This is a genomic window from Sphingobacterium athyrii (assembly GCF_003071065.1).
GTDB lineage: Bacteria > Bacteroidota > Bacteroidia > Sphingobacteriales > Sphingobacteriaceae > Sphingobacterium > Sphingobacterium athyrii.
In genome coordinates this window covers 409,354-429,956 of sequence record NZ_QCXX01000003.1, presented here as the reverse complement: position 1 = coordinate 429,956, position 20,603 = coordinate 409,354, and the positions used below count along the sequence as shown (strand labels likewise).

Genomic DNA, 20,603 nt, shown 5'->3' with positions numbered 1-20,603 from the left:
TGTCAATGTAATAGCTTAAAAACAATAAAATTTATAGAAATATTAATATTAAGCGATACAATGTTCAGAAAACTCATCAGCATGTTATAAAAAAGAAGATTTTTTTCAGCTCACACCCAACCTATTGTCTATAAAACAGAAAAGGGTCTATCCAACTTGGATAGACCCTTTTTCTGTTGTTGTTATTGGTAACCCTGGTTTTGTGTAAACTCATCTTTATTGGTAATGGCATCCAGCTGCGTTTGCGGTATCGGCCTTACCTGATGGTAATCCTGGATATAGGTAGCGATATCGGGGTTGTGTGCTTTCACGCGTTCAAGCAATTTTCCGGTACGTTTGAGGTCAAACCAGCGGATCTGTTCGCCGGCAAACTCCCTTGCCCGTTCATCCAGGATAAAGTCAAGCGTCATCTGTGGTGCTGTGACTTTCATGTCTTCTTCCTTACCGGATTGTGCTGCACGGGCACGGATGATATTGACCCAGTGTGCTGCCGAATCCCTATTGCCCAGACGCAACTGTGCTTCGGCCGCATTGAGATAGAGCTCGGCAAAACGGATCACGAAGACGTCCCGCGCACTCTGCGCTTCATTGGACGAGGGGCGCGTCGGATCCAAAAATTTGCTCAGTGTCGGATACCGCAATTGATCTTTTACCTTGCCGTCGCTGGCATAAATATAGTTTCGGTCGTATACCTTATAGGCTTTGCCCACATTGCTTACCGTCCGGCGCGTAGCATACACGGCGGTATCGCCCAGTTTGACGGTTGCCGTCGGGTTATTCGAATAGAAGACCTCTTTAAACGATGCTGCGTATCTGCTATCCCCTTCGGGGTACAGATCCAGTAGAAAACGTGTTGGCATATACCGGTTGAATGGCCGGCCATTTCCCAGGTCGCGCTGCATGCCCGTCTCCGTGTCGTATTTCATGAGAAATAGCAGGTGGCCGTTGTTGCTGCCCCGGTTGTGTCCGAGGGGATTCAATATTTCATCGCTTTTATCATTCAACGCCAGGTCGGTCGAATAATTGACTGTATAGACCACTTCTTTATTTTTCAGATTGGCCATATTCCAGAGATCCGCATAGTTTTTGAGCAGTTCAAAACCATAGTTGCCTTTGATGACCGACAATGCATAGTCGTTGGCTTCTTTATATTTCCCTTCCGACAGGTACACGCGCGACAAAAAAGCGCGGGCAGCTGGATTGGTAACGCGGCCATAATCTTTGCTTGTGTTAGGTAAATCCTTGATCGCTGCGAGCAGGTCCGATTCAATCAGGGCATAAAACTCTTCGGGCGCCGTTTTATTAGCCGTCGTGATGATGCCTGCGGTTTCCGTGGTGCTTAGGTGCACGCCGCCCCAGGTCTGCAGGATATGCCAATAGTAAAATGCCCTTAGAAAACGTAGTTCGGCCAGTCGGATAGCCTTGGTGTCCGGTGCTAGACCAGCAGCGTCAATACGGCCAATACCTGCGTTACAGACATTGACAGCCGAATACAATGCTTTCCATTCGGTCTCCAGGGCTGCATTATTACCCTGAAGATTAATATATTTCATCAGATCCGGAAAGGTATCGCCGGCGCCGCTCATCCAAAGATCCGTGCCCATTTCGGACATGCTGTAGCCCTCCTCCTTACCATACCACCAGCGCTGATAAGCATAGGCAGCATTTACCAGCGACTCAAAGCCCTCGGGCGTCGCGAAAACAGATTCTGAGGTCAGCCCACTCGGATTGTATTCATCCAGGATTTTTGAACAACTCGACGAAGCGAGCACGACCACAGCAGCTAACAGGATATTTTTAATAGTTCTTTTCATTTTTTTAGCAATTAAAATCCAACATTCACACCGAAAACAAACAATTTGGTCATCGGGAAATTCTCCGACCCACCCCTTTCAGGATCGTATGAGTTCAGCAGATCCGATTTTGTCCAGGTAAAAGGATTCTTGGCCGTACCATATACCCTTAATTTTTTGATAAAGCCATCTTTTAATATGGATTGCGGAAAATTGTAGCCCAGTGATATGTTCCGGATGCGCAGGTAAGACCCATCCACATAACCCAGGGAGCTGGAGTAAAGCGTGCTCGCCAGTGAGAGCCCTGAGTTTGGCCTAGGATTGGCATTAGTCGGATTTTCCGGAGTCCAATAGTCGATGATGGCTGTACTTTGCCCTAGCCCCTGCGGATCATAGCGCCGCAAAAAATTGGGCTGTAGTGTTTGGCCCCAACGTGCAAAAAGCAATATATTGAGATCAAAGCCCTTATAGCTAAAGGTATTGTCCCAGGAGCCGAACCATTTTGGTCTTGGCGTACCTATGATAACGCGGTCGTTGCTCGCATCTATCTTTCCGTCACCATTGACGTCCCTTACACGGATATCGCCTGGTTTCTGGTTGAACTTAGCAGCTTCTTCCTCCTGACCCAACTGCCAAATGCCTAGTTTGTCGTAATCATAGAATACCGTCGTTGGCTGACCGATAAACCAGCCGTTTCCGATGTCATCGGCATTGGTCACCAGTTCGACGATCTCCTCCTTATTACGTGTATAAGAAATGGAGGTGTTCCACTTCAAGTTGCTGTCTTTCAGAATATCCGCGTTTACGGTTATTTCAAAACCGCGATTCCGGGTTTTTCCAATATTCTGGATCACATTGCTTACGCCTGTCGAAGGCGGAAGTCCTCGTTCGAGCAATAATTTTGAGGTTTTGGAGTCGTAATAATCGATGGTACCGGAGATACGTCCTTTCATGAAGCCGAAGTCCAATCCCGCGTTTGTCGTCGCGGTGATCTCCCAGCCCAGATTGGCGTTTCCGATCTGAGGCGCAAAGGTGTATCCCGTTGCCGAGGCATCGTCGTAGGCAAAAGCGACCCGGCTTAAGTTGCTCTGTGTCGAATAAGGCGACACCGCATAGTTACCTGCTCTACCCCAGCTCAATCTGGCTTTTAATTCGCTAAACAAGGTTTGATTCTTCATAAACGATTCATCCACAATGCGCCATCCCGCAGCGATTGATGGGAAAAAGGCCCATTTACTCCCCTTGGCCAATATGGACGATCCGTCAGAGCGCCCCGTGGCTGTAAGCAAGTATTTTCCCTTGTAGCTGTAGTTGACCCGTCCAGCAAAAGAAAGTAAATTATTCATGCTATATCCCGTGGTGGTGGCCAGGTTTTTCGACGCATTGCCCAAGGCATAGAAAAGCTGACTATCCAGGATGAGGCCTTCACCCGATGCATCAATATGGTCAGATCGGTTCCAGAGGATACTATTGACCGCCGTGACCGTCAAATTATGGTCGCCAAATGAGTTTTGATACGACAATACATTTTCCCAATTGACTAAATGGCTATTTTCGGTGCCATAAGTAGCCTTGGACGCCGATCCATTACGGTCAATGGTGTACATTCCGGCAAAGGAACCTTCGCGGTTATTATTCAGTGTCACCCCAATCGTTGATTTACCCGAAAATCCTTTCCAGGGCTTTAGCTCGAGATAACCATTGATGAGGGTGCGGGTCGCAATATTTTGCGCATCATATGCATTCGGCTCGAGGTCGGCCAGCGGATTGATGGCCGAGCCATTTAGTGGATAGAGGATCAAGCTGCCGTCATCGTTATAGATTTTTCCCAGCGGACTGATCTTATTGGCCTGATTTAAGGGATCGCGGGCTGCCTGAATTTTGTAATGTGTCACCTGCGACTGCATCCCCGCCCTAAAGTTGGTACCTAGTTCCTGATCAATATTCAGCCGGCCGCCAAACCGGTTTGATCGATCCTGTTCAAAGATCCCCCGTTCATTTAGGAAATCTCCGGAGAAGTAGACCTTCGTTTTCTCGGTCCCGGCATTAATGCCGACCTGATAATTTTGCTGAAATCCATCCTTGACCAAAAGATCGAAGTAGTCGGTGTATTCGTTATTTTTTATCGCATCGAGCTCGGCGGTATTAAAGATGGCAGCATCATCCGACTCGCTGTTCCATTTACCTGTGGTGCGATAAGCCTCGCGTCGAAGTTTCACCCACTGGTCGAGGTTCATGACCTCGGGATAGCGGGCTACCTTGGATATACCAGCGTATGCGTTGAAAGCAATTTGTGCAGCTCCGGTTTTACCCTTTTTTGTCGTGATAATGATCACACCATTGGCTCCCCTGGAACCGTAGATCGCCGTAGAAGAAGCGTCTTTGAGCACTTCCATCGATTCTACATCATTTGGGTTGATATCCTGAATATTGCTGTACTGGATCCCATCCACAATATACAAGGGGCCATTTTGAGCCGTTATGGAGCGGTTGCCCCGGATTGTGATATTGACTCCTGAGGATGCCGATCCGCTGCTGCGTGTCACATCCATCCCCGAGACTTTGCCCTGGACGGACTCCAGCATATTTGCCGATGGTACTTTGGCAATTTCGTCCCCCTTGACCGAGACAACAGAGCCCGTCAGGTCACGTTTCTTAACCGTACCGTAGCCTACGACAACGACTTCATCGAGTTGTGAATCATTGGACTGGAGGACGATCGAGAGTGCTTTTCCAGGCACGATCGCCACATTCTGGGCATCTGCCCCCAGATAGGTGACAGACAGTTGTTTGACCTCTTTGGGCAGTTTGAGTGAAAAATTTCCATTGGCATCCGATGATGTCGATATAGAGTTGTTGCCCACCGAGCGAATTGTCGCTCCAGACAGCGGTTTCCCTTGGGGATCTTTCACTGTCCCTTTGACACTTTGTTCCTGTCCCCATGCGTTGGGCGCGGACAAAACAAGCATCGCGCTTAGGGCAGTAGGCAGTAGGATCCTACTCTCCCATTCAATCTTTGGTCTCATAAGGTTGTTAAGTTTATAATTTAATTATTTCCCTTTGCGGTCGTGCAACCGCTTGCATTTTGAAATTAAGTATTTATCATACAAACTGCTAAACATATTTACGCAATCGTTGCCGGCAAGACGGAAAAGTTCTCCAAGTGTATCTGGCTTTGGATATCTTCGACTCAGGTTAGAATTTATTGATGAAACATATCCTCTTGCTAAGGCTTGATACGATAGAAAGCAAACAGCACAATAGGGTAATCTTCAATCCATTTGGTAAAAGTTGATCTTGAATATTTGATTATTTTTGTAGTTTTGTTGGACTACTTAACCCTGGTCAAATATGATCTAGCACTTATAAACACAAAATCTGGCAGAACTAGCGTTTAAAGCTTATCCGAAATTTCATTAACAACTTCCATTCAGACCAGCATGGACGAGAACTATACGAATTAAATACAAGAAAGAAAATGGGTCAATACTTTTGGATTGCAATACCTGCACAGCTGTTTTTTCGGTATTGCGCAGAAACGATGGAAAAATATCATGCACACGCCTATATAGAAATGATAAACCGTCGTTCAGGCAAGCGGAATTATGTGAAATATAGCAAGGAAAATCAGTCGGAATTTTTGGAAAGCTTTTCATCTACGGATTATTATGGATTTTTCCTAACCACTTATCCCTTTTCAGATCAGGAGGATATAACAAGCTCTGGTCTCTTCTACGATTCGCCTGTGGCCGAATATACAATCGCAGGAAGCGGCGGGTATGAAACTGATCAGACAAGAGAAATCATCCACCTGCGGCAGATCATGAAGCAAGCTGACAAATCCGCAAAAGCATTTTTTGCGGCCTTGCAGCGCAACCTCAAAAAGATCCCTGATCTACGCGATACCTTGAGAAGTGGAAATAAAAACCATTTTTACCTGCCGACATCAAAAAGCATCATTCCACAAAACGCGCATAGCCGGCTTATAGAAATGCCCTGGGAAGAACATTGCATCAGCAAAGACCTGGTCTATCGGCAAGAATAATTCCTATTAAGTGTACTCCTCGGTTATTGAACCTCCAGCAAAATCAATTGCTGTAAAAAATTAATTGAATTGAGCTCTATATTGCTGTGGACTCTGGTTTGTTTTCAATTTAAATAATCTGCTAAAGGATTGGGGCTGTTCAAAACCTAATTCAAACGCAATTTGGGAAATAGTTAGCGCTGTAGTAGATAACTTATTTTTAGCCCGGTAAATCATTTTATCATGGATAATTTGCTGCGTGTTTTGCCCTGTAAGATTTCGTAATAGATCACTTAAATAACTTGCTGACATATGCAGCTGATCAGCTACATAATTGACGGTTGGAACTCCGGCATTCATGCCCTTATCACTATTAAAATAACCTTCCAGCAACTGAGCTATACTGTCGGTAAGACTAGGATAATTTTGTTTTCTGGTCAGAAACTGCCTGTTATAAAATCGTTGGGCATAATTTAGCAACAGTTCAATCTGGGAGATGATCACATTATGGCTCATGTCGTCTATACGGCTTTCAAGCTCGTCTTCTATAGCTCTGAATAGCGAAAGCATGGTTTCCTTTTCTTTGGTCGAAAGATGCAGCGCTTCATTGGTCGCATAAGAGAAAAAGTGGTACTGATGGATCTTTTGTGCCAGTGGGTATTGCAGTAAAAAGTCAGGATCTATAAGGAGTGTGACCTGCGGACTAAGTATTGTTTGTTCCACAGTTTCCTCTTTATCCTTCTCTTCTATTGAAGAGAGAATCTGTTGTGGAGCCACAAAAAACAAACCTCCCTCTTTAAAGTCAAATTTAGTCTGACCATACATTAACTCTCCTCCAGCATCCGGTTTAAAAGCTATTTTATAATAATTCAGTACGTGCGATCTATTAGGTGCACGACCTTTAAGTGGTTTGTCTACACCGTTTAACAAAACGATTAAAGGGTGCTTTGGGGGCGGAAAACCAGATGCCTCCATTACGTCAGCCAGTGTATTAAATCTTTTTAAGGAATGATTCGATTTTTTTGAAGCCATGTTATAAAAATTCCAGATTACAAGTTAGGCAATATTCGCTTTTCCTCACAAAAAAGAAAAGCGAATAAAAGCATGTCAAAAACATCATAGATGGATCAACCTTGGGCTGCTTCTGAAATAGTTTTCCAAGTTTCCCATTCCTGAATGCGTTCAGCATAGATTTGTTGAATATGTGGCAAATCGTTTTTACCCAGTAGTAATCTCAATGGTGGATTTTGATCATCTACAACAGCAAATATAGCCTCGATAGTGGCAATAGGATTTCCTCGTTCCAGCTTTTGTAAATTTTCCATCAAACTGCTCTTTAAAGCATCATACTCCGACAATTTTTTGCTGGCTATTTTTAGGGATTCAGCACTTCCAAATTCAGTATGATAAGCCCCCGGTTCAATCAGCGTTACTTTGATGCCAAAGGCCGCGACTTCTTTAGATAAACTATCGTATATCGCTTCAAACGCAAATTTTGAAGAACAATAATACCCAATAAGAGGATTACTATAAATACCAACAGCGCTCGACGTCCCCAAAATATGGCCATAACCTTGAGTTCGCAATATAGGTAATGCTGCCTGAATTACATGGATAGGGCCTATAATATTGGTTTCATACATCGCTTTTACCTCATCAGTACTGCCCTCTTCAATGGTTCCTACCAAAGAATATCCGGCATTATTGAATACAATATCTAACCTTCCAAAATATTCATTGGCCTTGCTAATAGCGTTTTGCACTTGCGAGGCATTAGTTACATCCACTTCGAGAATCAAAACCTGATCGCCATACTTTTCTTTTAATGGGAAAATACTATCGATATTACGCGCTGTAGCTGCCACTTTGTCTCCACGCTTCAAGGCGGCTTCTGTCCATATTTTTCCAAATCCTCTTGAAGATCCTGTAATGAACCAAACTTTTTCTTTCTGTTTATTTTTCATTTGTTAATTGTATTAATCTTAATGCAAAGTTGCTCCTAAATAGCTATACCTTACGTTGCCAGAATGAGGATTATCCTAACCAAAACAAAGAAAAACGAACTACTGGTATTGTTATAAAATCACCTGCCCTTTTGAACAAAGCTAATTAGGACTTTTGAACAAAACGGCGCATGTTAATCCGTCCTAATTTTGTCTCAGTAATAACAATTAAACGTATTCAAAATGGAAAAGAATAATTATCAGGGAGTTCAACAACAGCCTATCGGTTCGGGCTTCAATGCAAAATCAACAGCTGATGATGTCATTCAAAACATCGATCTTACCGGAAAAATCGCTATTGTCACTGGTGGCAACACAGGAATTGGGTTAGAAACCACAAAAGTTCTCGCCGCAGCCGGAGCTACAGTAGTCATACCTGCACGCGATATTGAAAAGGCAAGGAAGAATCTGGAAGGAATTAGAAATGTCGAAATTGTCGCAATTGATTTAATGTCTCCCACATCTATTGATGCTTTCGCGGAAAATTTTATAGCCTCAGGAAGGCCCTTACATTTACTGATCAACAATGCAGGTATTATGTGGGTACCACTTCGCAGAGATGCACGGGGTATAGAATCCCAACTGGCGACCAACTATTTAGCCCTATTCCAGCTCAGTGCCAGATTATGGCCGTCACTAAAAAAAGCCAATGGAGCACGCGTGATCAATGTTTCTTCCCACGGTCATCATTTTGCGCCTTTTAATTTTGATGATCCCCATTTCCTCCACAGAGCATATGAAACGTTACAGGGGTACGGACAATCCAAGACCGCTGTCAATCTTTTTTCAATGGAACTGGATGTGCGGGGACAATCTTCCAATATCAGAAGCTATGCCGTTCATCCAGGTTCTATTGGTGGAACTGAATTAGGCAGAGAAGCTCCCCTGGAACTATTTCAAAAAATGGGTTTTGTGGATGTAAATGGCAACATGTTGCCTGAGGTAGCGGCATTATTAAAAACGATCCCACAAGGAGCAGCTACAACAGTATGGTGTGCTACAAGCCCTTTACTGGAGCATATTGGAGGAGTCTATTGTGAGGATGGGGACATTGCAGTACTATCATCAGATATGACCGACCAAAAAGGCGTACATCCTTATTCACTTGATGAAACCAATGCGAAGAAACTATGGAAACTGACAGAAGAGATGACGGGTATTCGCTTCAATCCGTAAATCAGCTTACTACTGGGGCAGGATTTGCATTTTGCCCCAATTTCGCAATGAACTTTTAAACAAAGTAAATGCTATTATTTCTTATCTTTAAGTTATTAATTTCCTTCATAAAAAAGCAAAAATCATGGAATACCAAGCCCGATACATTACCGAAGATATAAAGCTTTCAAGCTACGAAGACAAGTTTTTCAAATCAGATATTATGTTTGACCAGCATATGCTGGTCTGGTTTCTTTCCGGAGAAACCAAGATTGTACAGGCTGATGCTACCTATATATTTGGAAAAGGGGATATTTTTCTAATTCCCAGAAATCAGTTGGCGACTATTATTAATTATCCTAAAGACGGTGAGCCTCATAAAACTGTTGTCATGCATCTATCATTAGAGACTTTAAAGAATTTCTATGCAGGCAAGAATATAAATCCCCAACCCAAAAATTCACCGAAGATTTTTTGTTTCAATAATCACCCGCTCCTGGAAAGTTGCCTGGCATCGCTTATCCCATATTTCGATATGAAGGATATCCCTGTGGATATTGCTTCCATTAAAATTACCGAAGCCATCAGTATTCTCCGAACGCTGAACCAAGAGATCGATCATGTGCTTGCTAATTTTGAGGAGCCCGGAAAAATCAACCTTGTCGATTATATGGAAAAGAATTTTATGTTCAATCTTCCACTGGAAAAATTTGGTTACCTCACAGGCAGAAGTCTTACAACCTTTAAGCGGGACTTTAAAAAGGCTTTCACCATGACTCCACAACGTTGGTTAACCCGTAAACGTTTGGAACTTGCCTATTATCAGCTTACAGAAAAGAAAAAAAAGCCCTTGGAAGTCTGTTATGAGGTAGGATTTGAAAATCTCTCCCATTTTTCATTTGCTTTCAAAAAGCAATTTGGATTGGCTCCCAGTCGTTTGGCCGATCCCCTATCGTAGTTTCAGGCGTTCTTCCTGTAGGTCCAAAAGATACAATTGCCTACAAATCGGGTCTTCGTCTATATTGGGAATACTTACTTTTTGTCTCTGGCTAGATCAGCCCGTACTTTCTGTACAAAATCAAGCGAAACCTCAGCAACACGCACAATAATATCATCGGTAAGCTTAAGTTCATTAATCAAATTTTCCACTACCTCATAGCTTTTCGCCTCAGCACCCCTCTCAATTCCTTCTTTAATCCCTTTCTTAAGACCTTGTTCGATACCTTGTTCAATACCTTGTTCAATACCTGTTTCGAGGCCTTTCTGAATAGCCTCGCTAAGCTGTTGCTCCTGATATTGGCGCACAGCTTCAGCATCCCATTTACGTTTTAGACTTACATCATACATTGCTCGTTCCTCCTTATTCAACTTTGCGTATTCCGCTATTTTAAATAATTTTTCAAATATAGTCTTCTTCAGATAGACCGGGATCTTGTTCAGTTTTGACATATTACGTAAAACATAAAGCCAACGATCAAGATCATTTTCTAATTCTGCCTCTACTTTTGTAAAGTTACGCAATTGAACGTAAATAAACCCCAACTCTTCATAAAAAACTCGACCTGTCTCCCTGTTACACAAACAGATATCGTGAATAACAGCGCTGGATTCTTCTGCTTGTGAAAAAGTAAATCCATCCATGAGTACCACAATGTATACTTCGGTTATCGCATAATTCCACGCTCGCCGTTTTCCTTTGGGAGCCTGATCCGCAATCAACTTACTGCTGTAGTAAAGCATACGCTTTTTCAAATTTATCTGTGCAGTACGTTGTACTTCAATCACAAACTTCTCACCATTATCAGCAGTACAGATAAGGTCAAAGATCACGGTACCGATCTCCTCGCTATCTCCTACATGTTCATTCTTTTCGTACAATAAATCGACAATAGATTTCCGTCCACGGAATAACCCATTCAATAGTGAAATCAATAAATCCTTATTGGGTTCGGATCCAAAAATGCGCTTAAAAGCATAGTCTGAAACTAGATCTATATAAACTGGCTCGCTCATAGATTCAATAATTGGTTGTTGCATGTAAATATAGTAAAAACAAATCAATAAAACTAATATTTTTAGTAAAAAATAAGTTTGACACTTTTTGAATTAGTTTCAAAACTAACGGTGAGAATTATCTACGGATTATGACTATATTAGAAACAAATCCAATGTGGACTAAACAATAGTAAAGATATGAGTATAGAAAATTTTGATGAAATCATTCGCCGCAGTATGGAAATTAGAGAAAAATATCGCGAACTGGAATTGCTGCACCATGGAAGTGAATGGACTGTGGAAGAGGATGCGCTGGCTTATTTAACGGATGCTGGTTTAGTGGGCAGAAACGTTATGTCGCAACAACAACGTTGGCCGAAAGCCGGTTCTGAAGCAGAATTGGAACATAAACTTGGTGAAAACATTTGGTGGCTGATTGTCTTGGCGGAAAGATCTGGAATTGATATTAGGAAGGCTGTTGATCAATTTTTAATCAAAACGGAGGCCGTTTTAAAATAAGTATATAAGTTCATTCATTAGCTAAATGTCTTTACTACGCCTTCCTTCATTAAGGTTTCAATTCTTAATCACGATTCGTGATATTCCTATATATATCCATCACCGACCTCATCTAAATGAGCAAGGCGCACCGTTTGGGTGCGCCTTGTCATCCATTATGGACGTCTTCGCTTACTATAACGACCCAGTAAACGACTGGTTGCAAAACTTACCAGTGTACCCAAAGCAGCCGTAAGGACAGTCCGCAGTACATCACCGAGGGAAATACTCGCCCAGATGGAGCAGATTGTTCCATTGCAAAAAGCGATGATTTTATTGATCGTTATCAAAATTCAACCCTTTTGTTTTCTTAGCAATACAATTTCAGTTGATCTATACTAATGTCAAATCAAATTTTGTTTTGCCCATTGTTCCATGGTAAGCCCAGGGCGTCCCAATACCGTCATTACATCATCCTTAACTACTGTCTGAGCTTCCATTTTACCGCTTTTTGCCAGCTCCATGGTAATGAGTGCACTTTCCATATAAGCTTTCACTGGTACCGATGGGATCTGTTCAATATAAGCTTTTAAAGCTTCTGGTCCTTGCACATTACATTTTATATCTTTTCCTGTAGCTTTAGATAAAATGTTTGCTACTTCTGGTCCAGTCAACACTTCTGTACTTAAGAAATAGTTAGCTCCCCCATGTTTCTGTGGTCCTTCGCGCAAGACAGCTGCCGCAACTTCAGCAATATCCGAAGCGAACACCCAACCTTGTTTGGCCTCACCAAAGAAAATCGAAAATGATCCTACTTCAGTGATGGGAGGGTCAACCACCAGTGTAGTGTCACTTATAACATTCGGGTGAAGGTGTGTCCATGAAATTCCACTAGTTTCAATATAAGTTTCGATAAGATCATGCCAGATAAAGTGTGGTATACGATCGCGACGGGAAGTAAACACCCCCAAGTGCACAATATGACTTACTCCTGCGTCCTCTGCAGCATCAACAAGCATTTTACTTTGACGAAGCATATCTGAGGTATAACCTGTCAATAAAAATACCCTATCCACTCCAGTTAATGCCGCTGAGAAAGTTTCAGGCCTATCAAGATCTAGTATTACGGCCTCATTACCTTCTGTTTTCCATTTCTCCAACAAATCGTTTCGCGTCGTTGAAAGCCTTACGCTCACACCCGTACTATCCTTACGCAGCTCCTTAACAACATGAGATCCCACACGTCCGGAAGCTCCAATTATGAGTACTTTAGCCTCTCTTTTAGCCATAACAAATAGATTTAAAATGTTTAAACTGTTTATAATATACATTACACGAATTCTTCTCTCATTATCTTAAACAAATGCCTAATTCTGTTAATTTTCTATTATAATTATCATTGTTCATATTCTTTAGCAAAACTATTAGAAAAATACTATACTTTTGTTATCTATTACAAAAAGGATAGTAGCTATTAAAAATATAATAATGAAAAAAGAGAAGATTGTGAAGGAGGAACAGACCTGTAAACATGCCCTGACATCAATTCGCGATACACTGGATGTTGTCGGCGGAAAATGGAAATTGATTTTACTTTTTGTACTCTTTGATGGTAAAAAGAAGTTCAATCAAATATCCAAGGAGATTGGAATAAGTCCCAGGATATTATCCAAAGAATTACAAGAGCTGGAAATTAACGGTCTTATTAATCGAAGAGTTTGTGATACGAAACCGATCACCGTTGAGTATGAACTGACGGAATACAGTAAGACACTATCAGAGTTAATTACAGCAATGTGTAAGTGGGGCGAATTTCACAGGCAAAAAATTGTGTCTTCAACTGATTTGTCTGTTTAAAGATCTTTTATATCAGAGTCAGTAGTCGATAGTCAATTTTTTAAAAAAAGGCGCACGACCCTGTGCGCCTTTTTAACCAACTCATTTTTTCCGTTTACCTAATTTGGCCAATAGCCTACTTGTCGCGAAACTTACCAGTGTACCCAAAGCAGCCGTAAGGACAGTCTGCAGTACATCACCGAGGGAAATACTCGCCCAGATGGAGCAGATTGTTCCACCGATAGTGGAGATACGGAGATCATTCAGCTTCATCGGCACCACTCCTTTCTTCGCTAAAGTCAGGGGGACTATCGACAGATGGCTTATTTACTTCTGGCGGTGGCTCGTCATCATCCAATACGGTCTCCAATATTCCCAATCCAATAGCCACATACCGCAATACATTCCCCACCTTACCCGGTAGTTTAACAGGAGCCGCCAGCACCAGCTGCAGCACCTGTCCTATTTTGTTAAAGATCTTTTTCATTTTGTTACGCGAAATAGACATGATGTGCGGTCAGAAGCAAGATATTCCGATTGCAAATTGATGAAGCCAAATGGCGTTAAAAATGAATTCTTGTCTGAACATAGTGAGTTTGAATTCATTTAGCCATTGGGCAATAAACAAATTGCACCAAGGAATATAGCGAATGACCACCATCATGTCGTTTACCACCACACAGCTTTCGATAAACATCGAAGGGCAAGGAATAAAAATTATAGCTTTCTGACTGTCAAGCTTTGACGGGATCTGGCGTAGATATGAATCACTGTCTGAGCGCAGCGAGTTTGATTCATATAGCCAGAGAACTAAAAAGATGACACAAAAGAAAGCAATGATTATTCCCGCCCTTCTATTTATCGAATACTCAAATACACTTCATCACCCATATCCCACAAGCAATACACCAGCGCTTTGAGCTTGGCCAGGGCCTTACCACTTTCAGTGCCCTGCCCCTCGCCGGTCAGGCTGATGACCGGAGCGATACAGCCGAGCAGTTCGTCCTTAGCGTTATTTGCCGCGTGGATCAAGATCCCTTCACGGTTCAGCACATGAGGGATACCGATCTGCTCCCCGTGTCGCTGGTAGCGGATCTTCTCGAGTTTGTACTGGCCGATCGGGATGCAGCTGATCCGCTTAATGTTATTGCGATCCGGCAGCTCGATCGTGTGGCAGATATGCTCGCCCTCGAAGGTAATTGTTCCATTTGTTCCCTCAGCCCCATATTTCCGGAGGAGCTTAAGGGTATGTTTGTTACTCATGGCTTTACTATGGAATATCGACCTCGACAATAGTCATCGCGTTGTAGGGATTGTTCTTGAGCGGATAGAATTCCCCATTGACCTCCTGATACATCGAGATCCCCACGATGATGTACACGACCTTTGTTGGATCCACCACTAACGGCACCCGGATAGTTTGCTCGGCATGTACGCCGATAAGCGGAATATATCCCGATTTTTCCATGACCGGACGTGGCGGAACCTCCTCGGAACTTAGCTCTGCGGCAGCCAGGGTGAATAGCATATGTGTAGCCCCCGGCAGCAACATGACGTCTTTCTGCGGATTGAATTCTGGAATGATCAGTGTCGCTTCGCCAGCGGTACGGTCATAGGCCGTGTCCAGTTTTTCACCCAGCAGCATTTTTAGGCTACTGGCCTGGTTGAACTCAAACCCTTTGAGCATGGCACTATTTTCCTCCAGAAAAATGCGCTCGCCACGCGCATTCAACGAATCCGACTTTTGGATCTTGTGGATCAGCGAAGTCAGCCTGTTGCGAAGGCTATTGTCTGCAAATGTGCGCAGCAGGTTGTTCAGCTGGATCCGCAATAGTTTGGCCGTGCCCGCAGCGGTACCAAATTCGGACATGTTCTCCCGGGTACGCTGAAAATTGGGATCATTCAGGATTCTCGCTTTGTCCACGCCGCCTTTCATGCGGACCTCGTAACCGCGGTTGCGGTGTTTGCTAAAGGAAAGGTCCCCGACCTTGCCTCTAAACTTGATTAAACTTTCTTGTTTTGCCATGATATTAAGTTTTTGATGACATGACAAAGATGCTGAGCACCAAACTGATCCCTGTCCAAAATGGCCGGATAAGGCCAACATGGCTTAAATAGACAGCATAAGGCTGAGAACGGCAGAATATGGCACAATATGTCCATCAAAAGACAGGGCAAAGGTACGGGGAGTGTACCGGGAGTGTACTGAAAAGGTACCAATACCCTACCAAAAAGGTACTAAAGAGCTACTAAAAAGCTACCAAAGAGCTACAGTAACCAGTAGCGTAGCAGTATGTAAAATGAGAATGAACCGTATCCACCTGACGAAGGCCACGTACCCGGATATCGGAAGAATCTATGTGCCGTTATATCGGTTTCTTACCCTATGTAATAGATCAAATAACCTTGGTCAAATTATTATAATACAATTATTTAAAACAAAACAATTGCACAAACGTTAAATGTAGATTATTAACTTTTTTCTTAAGGGCTGTCTTTAGAAGCAGGCATTGTGCAGCTATAGACAGAGAGGTATCCAGCTGACAGGAGAATCATGGTACCATTAGGTATTGTCCTCGGCATGCTCATGCTATGCCCAACGACAATCCGTAGCCCTATTTCCAATGACTAAAAAATACCGACTGTGTATCAGTGCAAAGGATGTCGCATCCGTACTCGACCTTAGCCCCAGACAGGCGCAGCGCAAATATCAACAGGCAAAAGATGCCTATGGAAAAGCCAGGCATCAGCCCCTCACCGTACAGGAGTTTGCAGCCTATTACGACCTACCGCTAGCGGAAGTCATCGAAAGACTTTGAGTCTCAGAACAGCTATATAGACAGGGGGACGGCCTACCGTCCCCTGATTTTAATCCTTATCCCGGGGTAATATTTGCATCCACTCACGGTTTATCTCCAAGAGCCTGTCGTATGTTTCCCCTGATACCTTTAGCCGTTCATTGGATTCGCCAAATAGTTCAACGATATAATCATTCTCATCTCTATATTGATCTTTGATCGCCATATGTTGTATCAGCATCCCCCGACCAGCACGGAAAAATAGGTTGGGCCACATTTTTTCAATTTTGGCTAGCGAATCTATATCGACGGTACCCTCGCGGCCATCCAGTAGGCGAACGTCGACCAGCTTAGATCTGGCAGACCCCTCCTTCAGGTGGAAATACGCAACCTGGGGAATTCTGATAGATTCACTTACAGCTCCAATCATTACCTCAAACTGTTGGGTGGCCTCTTTGAGGCAAGCTTTCAACCTGGATTCATGGCTACTTAAACGATCGTGGTTTGCACGCAATCGCTGTTTCCGACTTTTCAGTTCGTCCAACTCATGCTCATAATGCATAAGCAGCTCATTACTCTTTATTTCCTGCGCTTTTATCTGTTCATCTTTCTGCAAGAGCCATTTTTGCATTACCTTTCCCCGCTTCTTCCTATAGTTATTAATTTTTCTTTCCCTTCGGAAAGCATAATAAAACTGAACCATGATCAGGCAGAACATAACGACGACAAAATCCCGTTCAAAATAATCCCGCTTTTGCAAATCCACACCGAATAGCGCTAAATAGATTTTATACACTACCCGGAGCGCAATAGCTCCCAATAGAAGTACAAGGGTTACAAACTGGATCGGATAACGTAATTTATCGTTTTGCCCCAAGAGAGTACTCGTATCCAGTTTGTATACAATGTAGGCGATAGGCGTTATCGCTAGTAGCATTAATACCCAACTGAAAAGAAATATCACGCCATGTTTTTTCATGGTTATACTCCAAAAAAAAGACTCGTACGTCGTATAAAAAGTGATGAAACAAGATGAAATACCTGCAAATAATAATATAATCCACATGTTCCCATACCACGACCGAAAGAAAGGTTTGAATGTCATCATAATAGGTTGGTAATAATTAATCCACAAGTTAATAAAATATATAATTAATACAGGTAACATTTCCTTTACATTTTTATAGTAGATTTTATTTAATCCTTCATGGTTTTCAAAACTGTCCTAAACGGCTTTAAAACGTGTTTTACATTCGCTTCGCCGAAGAGGATTTCAATCTCGTCGATTTGGGCCTTCATTTTCTTCACTATTTAACGATTAGGCCTTAGCTTCGTTCTTCGATCGAATTATAAAATAAATTAATTTTTAACACATGTGCGCCGCAATTAACAAAGCTATAGTACAGGCATGCCACTATCTACTGTGGGGCATTAAAAAAATGAAAATAAAAAAATGAACAAATACACACTTGATGACCCAGGAGTCAAACGATGGCTCCGGAACTTGTACAGCTCGACCATCGAATTCCAGATGTCTGAGCAAAAGTTAATTCTGCTCTGTTTATACAGCTGGCTTAATTCCCGCTTTGAACTTTCTGAAGAACAACTGGAGTATATACTATCGTTGTCAGCCGACTTCAAAAACAATCTTGCACAACAGATTGCTTTTGCCATTAATAATCAGACAGAGATCACTTTGGACAAGCAGACCAATGAAAAAAACACCAGTACCTTTCCCCGGGATTCGGTCAAGGTAACGGAATATGAGTCAAACAAGATCCAGTCAGATACGTCGGAAATTCCCGTCGAATCTGAAGCGAATGAGATCTTTAGTCGCCGCTTAGAAGGGCATTTAATCGTCAGGATTTACTACACGCTTCTATAGATTAACTAAAATAATTCAACAAAAACGCCATGGGCCATATCTCTCTCATGGCGTTTCTTTTTTTTTATGAACTCTTCATTTACACTATATTAACCGTGAAACGTTTTACCAAACATTTAGATACCTATTTCAATGCGGATGATCCATGTCGCGATGAGCTAATCAAGCATACCAAACTACGCCAGGGGAAGCGTGGACAGATCTACTGTCGGGAGGATGAAAGCCGTCCCTACTGGTGCTATGTGCTTGATGGCAGGATTGGTGCCTATGAGACGAAACTCAAAAAGCCCTATCTCCACTGGATCGCGACCGAAGGAAATTACTTTACCGGCACCAAGCATGAGTACAGTTTTAACAGCCAGGACCTGAATATTCAATTCCTCAAAAAAAGCACCATTGCCTGTATCCCGCTGACTGTTTTGCAGGAACTGCAAGATCAATATCCGAGCATGCATCACTTTGTCAGCATCATGCGGCAGCGGAAATCAGATTTTTTCAATAAAAAGGGACTTATTATGGCGCAGGAGGCGCGTGACAGGTCGGCGAAGCTTAAAGAACTAATGCCTGCACTATGGCATAGTCTGAATAATAAATTGCTGAGCCAATTTTTATATATAGATCCCAAGACTATCTATCGAAATAGAAAATGAAATCACAAAAAAAGTAAAATACTACCCACATGCCCGATTTTAAGCTGTAAAGTATCCGCTCCTTTGTAATAGACAATTACAAAAGAAAAAAATGGTGAGTTACTTTAAATATATCGCAAAACAAATAGTACGGTCAATCCATATCGCAGTGCTCGTACTCCGCTATTCCGGAGCTGGCAATTCCCAATGGGGACAGGATTTTACCAAGCTGTATTTGTGTGTGATGGAAAAAAGAGTTCGCAAAGAGTCTGCCCTGACAAGGTATAGACGTAAGTTTGCACTCTTCCCCCCAATGTGGGTGCCGAAGATATTGGTCTGGCAAATAAGGAGTCCCCGCCAGTACCATCAAGCTTTCTATGCGAAAGCCGGGGCCATCAAACTGCAAAGTGAGATGTGACCAATTAAATAAATTATGATATAGAATAAGGAGGTCAAATGGCATGGTTTTCATTAACCGGATCACAAGCTTCTAATCCAAATAGCTATACATTACAGGGGGCTCAGCCTTCTTGTCCTGGTACAGAACAGATCTGTGCCATTCAAGCAAGTGCCGACAGCAACAATAAACCAGTTATCACAACTGCATTATATGCAGAAATGGTTGATGCGTTGCATGATCAGACTCCCTCTGACAATGTCAAGCTGAAGGATAGATAATAGAAGAACATAGGCAATCGCCAACTGTAGAAGGGTACGGCCAAAACCGTACCCTTATTGCGTATTATTTAAACTCCTCTATAACAATAGCCTCAAAATCTGCCTCACCCTCTACCAAAACACATCCATATTGGCGCAATTGCATATTCAATTCGTCAATATCTTTAAAACTGCCTATTTCCAAAATCTTATCTGACTTCTTTTGATCAGCTATCAAGGGCATTTGTTCGTTGATTGACATAAATTTTGTAAAAACATCAGTTCCTGCATATTGCATCTTATTTTCAATAGTTTTGTTCATTTTTACGGGTGGACAATCTACCAATAATAAGCATTTTTGTTTCTTGGTAGTCCAGTATGATTTTATACCTAAAAATGAGTGGAGGTCGCCAAGCACCAATCTGCCCATAACCGAATCTGGATATTGAATGTTATCCACTCTTTCATAGCTTATAGCATTTTTTACATCCCAAGCTTCTCCTGATTTAGTAAAATTTTCATATATACTGGAATCCCTTACTTTCCATATAATCTGTGAATTACGCAAAATGGAATTTGAGCGTTGGATTTTGTTCCATGCATTAATTAAAGACCTGTATACAGATCGATTATAGAAAGATGTCTTTACATTATTGCTTAAGCTATCTTTTACGATTTTCAAAGCTTGCACTTTGACGCCATTTTGATATCCGGAAAGCCAAACCCCTAAAGTAGCTTTGGCATTATCCTCTGCCAGATCGACCGTACCAAAGTCATCTTTAATAGGCAAGTCAATATGTCCATTCTGCAAAAGGAGTTTGATATTCTCTTCGGTCACTACCCTGTGAAAAGTAATGGCCTGTACCTTTCCCTTATAAATAATTACCACATGCGGTGCAGACTCATGAGGAAACAATGATTTTAGATACTTATCATTGTAAATTACGGGCAAATAGACTTTTTTCTCTTTTAAAAAGGCATTACCATGATAGAACTTTGTAAGTGTTTTTCTATCCTGCCATGCAACATTATAGATTTGAAGATCTTTGGAAAACTTGTTTTGCAGCATTTGCATATTAGGCATAGAGGCAATACACACAGTACAATAAGTATCAAAGAAATCTAAAATGACTATCTTATTTTTGACGGCATCCCAGTTCAAGTTTTTTTCAATACCGCGCATTAAATCCCCGGTTTCAAATCCATTGAATTGATCTCCAATATGTAATGGATTTGTAGCCACACTATTGTTTTGAGCATAGACCATATAAGGACTATAGAAGTATAGGACACATAATAAAATTCGACAAATATATTTTCTATTTTTCAT

General features: G+C 42.2%; 22 protein-coding genes. 10 read left to right on the top strand and 12 right to left on the bottom strand.

What is annotated here, in order from left to right; translation table 11 throughout:
* Positions 1–182 precede the first annotated feature (182 nt).
* The gene (locus tag DCO56_RS12555; RefSeq protein ID WP_108634116.1) at positions 183–1,814 is read right to left on the bottom strand and encodes a RagB/SusD family nutrient uptake outer membrane protein; all 1,632 of its coding nucleotides are present in this window, start codon (positions 1,812–1,814) and stop codon (positions 183–185) included.
* An 11-nt stretch (positions 1,815–1,825) separates the two neighbouring features.
* Positions 1,826–4,819 carry a SusC/RagA family TonB-linked outer membrane protein gene (locus DCO56_RS12550; protein ID WP_245935832.1) on the bottom strand — a complete coding sequence of 998 codons (2,994 nt, stop codon included), beginning with the start codon at positions 4,817–4,819 and terminating at the stop codon, positions 1,826–1,828.
* A 515-nt stretch (positions 4,820–5,334) separates the two neighbouring features.
* Between DCO56_RS12550 and DCO56_RS12545 the strand changes: the two genes are divergently transcribed.
* Complete coding sequence (locus DCO56_RS12545) at positions 5,335–5,838, top strand: hypothetical protein (protein ID WP_146191050.1); 504 nt, start codon at positions 5,335–5,337, stop codon at positions 5,836–5,838.
* Between the two features lie 60 nt (positions 5,839–5,898).
* Here the strand turns inward: DCO56_RS12545 and DCO56_RS12540 are convergent, their stop codons facing one another.
* Both DCO56_RS12540 and DCO56_RS12535 read right to left on the bottom strand, forming a co-directional pair.
* Positions 5,899–6,849, bottom strand: coding sequence for a helix-turn-helix domain-containing protein (locus tag DCO56_RS12540; protein WP_108634114.1), 951 nt, complete (start codon positions 6,847–6,849; stop codon positions 5,899–5,901).
* A 95-nt stretch (positions 6,850–6,944) separates the two neighbouring features.
* Positions 6,945–7,781: an SDR family NAD(P)-dependent oxidoreductase gene (locus DCO56_RS12535; RefSeq protein WP_108634113.1), complete on the bottom strand. Its 837-nt coding sequence runs from the start codon at positions 7,779–7,781 to the stop codon at positions 6,945–6,947.
* A gap of 222 nt (positions 7,782–8,003) precedes the next feature.
* Between DCO56_RS12535 and DCO56_RS12530 the strand changes: the two genes are divergently transcribed.
* Positions 8,004–8,996: an SDR family NAD(P)-dependent oxidoreductase gene (locus tag DCO56_RS12530; protein WP_108634112.1), complete on the top strand. Its 993-nt coding sequence runs from the start codon at positions 8,004–8,006 to the stop codon at positions 8,994–8,996.
* 124 nt (positions 8,997–9,120) lie between these two features.
* Positions 9,121–9,933 (top strand): helix-turn-helix domain-containing protein, encoded by an 813-nt coding sequence (locus DCO56_RS12525; protein ID WP_108634111.1) that lies wholly within the window; start codon positions 9,121–9,123, stop codon positions 9,931–9,933.
* 74 nt (positions 9,934–10,007) lie between these two features.
* On the opposite strand, the gene DCO56_RS12520 is transcribed toward DCO56_RS12525, so the two are convergent.
* A complete protein-coding gene (locus tag DCO56_RS12520) occupies positions 10,008–11,012 on the bottom strand; it encodes an Rpn family recombination-promoting nuclease/putative transposase (RefSeq protein ID WP_245935831.1) in 1,005 nt (334 codons plus the stop codon).
* Between the two features lie 156 nt (positions 11,013–11,168).
* Here DCO56_RS12520 and DCO56_RS12515 point away from each other — a divergent pair, with 156 nt between their 5' ends.
* Positions 11,169–11,489, top strand: a complete 321-nt coding sequence (locus tag DCO56_RS12515) for a nucleoside triphosphate pyrophosphohydrolase family protein (protein ID WP_108634110.1) — start codon at positions 11,169–11,171, stop codon at positions 11,487–11,489.
* Between the two features lie 383 nt (positions 11,490–11,872).
* Here the strand turns inward: DCO56_RS12515 and DCO56_RS12510 are convergent, their stop codons facing one another.
* Positions 11,873–12,757 carry an NmrA family NAD(P)-binding protein gene (locus DCO56_RS12510; protein WP_165306948.1) on the bottom strand — a complete coding sequence of 295 codons (885 nt, stop codon included), beginning with the start codon at positions 12,755–12,757 and terminating at the stop codon, positions 11,873–11,875.
* A gap of 199 nt (positions 12,758–12,956) precedes the next feature.
* Between DCO56_RS12510 and DCO56_RS12505 the strand changes: the two genes are divergently transcribed.
* A complete protein-coding gene (locus DCO56_RS12505; protein WP_108634108.1) occupies positions 12,957–13,325 on the top strand; it encodes a winged helix-turn-helix transcriptional regulator in 369 nt (122 codons plus the stop codon).
* A gap of 81 nt (positions 13,326–13,406) precedes the next feature.
* Here DCO56_RS12505 and DCO56_RS29285 read toward each other — a convergent pair whose 3' ends face one another.
* The 4 genes from DCO56_RS29285 to DCO56_RS12485 form a co-directional block, all read right to left on the bottom strand.
* Positions 13,407–13,577, bottom strand: a complete 171-nt coding sequence (locus DCO56_RS29285; RefSeq protein ID WP_165306949.1) for a hypothetical protein — start codon at positions 13,575–13,577, stop codon at positions 13,407–13,409.
* Positions 13,564–13,791 (bottom strand): hypothetical protein, encoded by a 228-nt coding sequence (locus DCO56_RS12500; RefSeq protein ID WP_146191049.1) that lies wholly within the window; start codon positions 13,789–13,791, stop codon positions 13,564–13,566. Before DCO56_RS12500 ends, DCO56_RS29285 begins: the two co-directional genes overlap by 14 nt.
* Before the next feature lie 371 nt (positions 13,792–14,162).
* Positions 14,163–14,567: a DUF5675 family protein gene (locus DCO56_RS12490; protein WP_108634105.1), complete on the bottom strand. Its 405-nt coding sequence runs from the start codon at positions 14,565–14,567 to the stop codon at positions 14,163–14,165.
* 7 nt (positions 14,568–14,574) lie between these two features.
* Positions 14,575–15,330 carry a hypothetical protein gene (locus tag DCO56_RS12485; protein WP_108634104.1) on the bottom strand — a complete coding sequence of 252 codons (756 nt, stop codon included), beginning with the start codon at positions 15,328–15,330 and terminating at the stop codon, positions 14,575–14,577.
* Between the two features lie 598 nt (positions 15,331–15,928).
* On the opposite strand from DCO56_RS12485, the gene DCO56_RS12480 reads away from it, so the two are divergent.
* On the top strand, positions 15,929–16,123 hold the full coding sequence (locus DCO56_RS12480) for a hypothetical protein (RefSeq protein ID WP_108634103.1): 195 nt from the start codon (positions 15,929–15,931) through the stop codon (positions 16,121–16,123).
* A gap of 49 nt (positions 16,124–16,172) precedes the next feature.
* On the opposite strand, the gene DCO56_RS12475 is transcribed toward DCO56_RS12480, so the two are convergent.
* A complete protein-coding gene (locus DCO56_RS12475; RefSeq protein WP_146191048.1) occupies positions 16,173–17,039 on the bottom strand; it encodes a hypothetical protein in 867 nt (288 codons plus the stop codon).
* 516 nt (positions 17,040–17,555) lie between these two features.
* Between DCO56_RS12475 and DCO56_RS12470 the strand changes: the two genes are divergently transcribed.
* The 4 genes from DCO56_RS12470 (at position 17,556) to DCO56_RS12455 (ending at position 19,294) form a co-directional block, all read left to right on the top strand.
* Complete coding sequence (locus DCO56_RS12470) at positions 17,556–17,987, top strand: hypothetical protein (RefSeq protein ID WP_108634101.1); 432 nt, start codon at positions 17,556–17,558, stop codon at positions 17,985–17,987.
* Between the two features lie 95 nt (positions 17,988–18,082).
* A complete protein-coding gene (locus DCO56_RS12465; protein WP_146191047.1) occupies positions 18,083–18,637 on the top strand; it encodes a cyclic nucleotide-binding domain-containing protein in 555 nt (184 codons plus the stop codon).
* Positions 18,638–18,728: 91 nt separating this feature from the next.
* Positions 18,729–19,034, top strand: a complete 306-nt coding sequence (locus tag DCO56_RS12460; RefSeq protein WP_108634099.1) for a hypothetical protein — start codon at positions 18,729–18,731, stop codon at positions 19,032–19,034.
* A gap of 38 nt (positions 19,035–19,072) precedes the next feature.
* Positions 19,073–19,294 (top strand): hypothetical protein, encoded by a 222-nt coding sequence (locus tag DCO56_RS12455; protein ID WP_108634098.1) that lies wholly within the window; start codon positions 19,073–19,075, stop codon positions 19,292–19,294.
* Positions 19,295–19,358: 64 nt separating this feature from the next.
* On the opposite strand, the gene DCO56_RS12450 is transcribed toward DCO56_RS12455, so the two are convergent.
* Complete coding sequence (locus DCO56_RS12450) at positions 19,359–20,603, bottom strand: TlpA family protein disulfide reductase (protein WP_108634097.1); 1,245 nt, start codon at positions 20,601–20,603, stop codon at positions 19,359–19,361.

Excerpts from the sequence above, each read along its gene's own strand:
- DCO56_RS12555 (WP_108634116.1), bottom strand. The coding sequence starts at position 1,814 with ATGAAAAGAACTATTAAAAATATCCTGTTAGCTGCTGTGGTCGTGCTC.
- DCO56_RS12550 (WP_245935832.1), bottom strand. The coding sequence starts at position 4,819 with ATGAGACCAAAGATTGAATGGGAGAGTAGGATCCTACTGCCTACTGCC.
- DCO56_RS12545 (WP_146191050.1), top strand. The coding sequence starts at position 5,335 with ATGGAAAAATATCATGCACACGCCTATATAGAAATGATAAACCGTCGT.
- DCO56_RS12540 (WP_108634114.1), bottom strand. The coding sequence starts at position 6,849 with ATGGCTTCAAAAAAATCGAATCATTCCTTAAAAAGATTTAATACACTG.
- DCO56_RS12535 (WP_108634113.1), bottom strand. The coding sequence starts at position 7,781 with ATGAAAAATAAACAGAAAGAAAAAGTTTGGTTCATTACAGGATCTTCA.
- DCO56_RS12530 (WP_108634112.1), top strand. The coding sequence starts at position 8,004 with ATGGAAAAGAATAATTATCAGGGAGTTCAACAACAGCCTATCGGTTCG.
- DCO56_RS12525 (WP_108634111.1), top strand. The coding sequence starts at position 9,121 with ATGGAATACCAAGCCCGATACATTACCGAAGATATAAAGCTTTCAAGC.
- DCO56_RS12520 (WP_245935831.1), bottom strand. The coding sequence starts at position 11,012 with ATGCAACAACCAATTATTGAATCTATGAGCGAGCCAGTTTATATAGAT.
- DCO56_RS12515 (WP_108634110.1), top strand. The coding sequence starts at position 11,169 with ATGAGTATAGAAAATTTTGATGAAATCATTCGCCGCAGTATGGAAATT.
- DCO56_RS12510 (WP_165306948.1), bottom strand. The coding sequence starts at position 12,757 with ATGGCTAAAAGAGAGGCTAAAGTACTCATAATTGGAGCTTCCGGACGT.
- DCO56_RS12505 (WP_108634108.1), top strand. The coding sequence starts at position 12,957 with ATGAAAAAAGAGAAGATTGTGAAGGAGGAACAGACCTGTAAACATGCC.
- DCO56_RS29285 (WP_165306949.1), bottom strand. The coding sequence starts at position 13,577 with ATGAAGCTGAATGATCTCCGTATCTCCACTATCGGTGGAACAATCTGC.
- DCO56_RS12500 (WP_146191049.1), bottom strand. The coding sequence starts at position 13,791 with ATGAAAAAGATCTTTAACAAAATAGGACAGGTGCTGCAGCTGGTGCTG.
- DCO56_RS12490 (WP_108634105.1), bottom strand. The coding sequence starts at position 14,567 with ATGAGTAACAAACATACCCTTAAGCTCCTCCGGAAATATGGGGCTGAG.
- DCO56_RS12485 (WP_108634104.1), bottom strand. The coding sequence starts at position 15,330 with ATGGCAAAACAAGAAAGTTTAATCAAGTTTAGAGGCAAGGTCGGGGAC.
- DCO56_RS12480 (WP_108634103.1), top strand. The coding sequence starts at position 15,929 with ATGACTAAAAAATACCGACTGTGTATCAGTGCAAAGGATGTCGCATCC.
- DCO56_RS12475 (WP_146191048.1), bottom strand. The coding sequence starts at position 17,039 with ATGCTACTAGCGATAACGCCTATCGCCTACATTGTATACAAACTGGAT.
- DCO56_RS12470 (WP_108634101.1), top strand. The coding sequence starts at position 17,556 with ATGAACAAATACACACTTGATGACCCAGGAGTCAAACGATGGCTCCGG.
- DCO56_RS12460 (WP_108634099.1), top strand. The coding sequence starts at position 18,729 with ATGGTGAGTTACTTTAAATATATCGCAAAACAAATAGTACGGTCAATC.
- DCO56_RS12455 (WP_108634098.1), top strand. The coding sequence starts at position 19,073 with ATGGCATGGTTTTCATTAACCGGATCACAAGCTTCTAATCCAAATAGC.
- DCO56_RS12450 (WP_108634097.1), bottom strand. The coding sequence starts at position 20,603 with ATGAAAAATAGAAAATATATTTGTCGAATTTTATTATGTGTCCTATAC.